Source organism: Rhizobium sp. A37_96 (genome assembly GCF_053521765.1).
On the sequence record NZ_JBNWDS010000049.1, the window covers coordinates 1 to 1,231 of the forward strand.

The 1,231-nt window shown below is 64.7% G+C and carries 1 protein-coding gene; it reads right to left on the reverse strand.

What is annotated here, in order from left to right; genetic code table 11:
- Nucleotides 1-7: 7 nt before the first annotated feature.
- Nucleotides 8-1,165 carry a Gfo/Idh/MocA family protein gene (locus ACQZ6J_RS33865; protein WP_449087233.1) on the reverse strand — a complete coding sequence of 386 codons (1,158 nt, stop codon included), beginning with the start codon at nucleotides 1,163-1,165 and terminating at the stop codon, nucleotides 8-10.
- Nucleotides 1,166-1,231 lie beyond the last annotated feature (66 nt).

Below are 1,231 nucleotides of genomic sequence, written 5' to 3' on the forward strand. Positions count from 1 at the left end.
CGTCTCCTTATCTTGCGGCGAGCGATGGGACGTCGATCCATCGGCGTTCTGCCCAGCTCTTCTGCGCCAGCTCGGCCAGCTGCACGCCCTTGGCGCCCTCGCGCAGGCTGTACCGCCACGGCGCGTCCTCCGCCACATGGCGCAGGAACTCTTCCCATTGCGCCTTGAAGCCGTTGTCGAACGCCTGCGTGTCCGGCACCTCGTCCCAGGTGTCGAGGAAGTTGATCGGCTGCGGCTGGTCCGGGTTCCACACCGGCTTCGGCGTGTTGACCCGATGCTGCGTGAAGCAGCGCATCAGCCCGCAGACGGCTGACCCATGCGTGCCGTCCACCTGGAACGTGACCAGATCGTCGCGGCGCACCCGAACCGCCCAGGACGAGTTGATATGGGCGATGACACCGCCTTCGAGCTCGAACGTCGCATAGGCCGCATCGTCGGCATCCGCCGCATAGGCCTTGCCGCTCTCGTCGACCCGGCCTGGAATATGCGTCGCACCCAGGCAGCTGACCGAGCGGACCTCGCCGAACAGATTGTCGAGCACATAGCGCCAGTGCGGCAGCATATCGAGGATCATGCCGCCGCCGTCCTTTTTGCGGTAGTTCCACGACGGACGCTGCGCCTTCACGCCCCAGTCGCCTTCGAACACCCAGTAGCCGAACTCGCCGCGCACCGACAGGATCTTGCCGAAGAAGCCGCTGTCGCGCAGCAGGGCGATCTTGCGCAGGCCCGGCAGGAACAGCTTGTCCTGCACCACGCCGTTCTTGACGCCGCGCCGCTCGGCGGAGGCGGCAACCGACAGCGCCTCCTCCAGCGTCTCGGAGATCGGCTTCTCGCAATAGACATGCTTGCCCGCGGCAATCGCCCGCTCCAGAAGCTCGACGCGCATCTGCGTCGAGCCGGCATCGAAGAAGATCGTGTTGGCGGGATCGGCAAGCGCCGCATCCAGATCGGTCGTCGTCTTCGACAGGCCGTGCCTGCGCGCGATCGCCTCGATCTTCTCGGCATTGCGGCCCACAAGCACCGGCTCGGGCATCAGCCGGTCGCCGTTCGACAAAACAACGCCGCCCGCATCGCGGAGCGCCAGGATCGAGCGCACGAGATGCTGGTTATATCCCATGCGGCCGGTGATGCCGTGCATGATGATGCCGATCGGCCTTGTCGCCATGAGTTCTTCCTCCCGTAAATAACTATATAGTTACATAACTGACATGGCTGAGCAACGCTGTCAACG

Bases quoted from the DNA above. Each gene is read 5' to 3' on its own strand.
- ACQZ6J_RS33865 (WP_449087233.1), bottom strand. From the start codon at position 1,165: ATGGCGACAAGGCCGATCGGCATCATCATGCACGGCATCACCGGCCGC.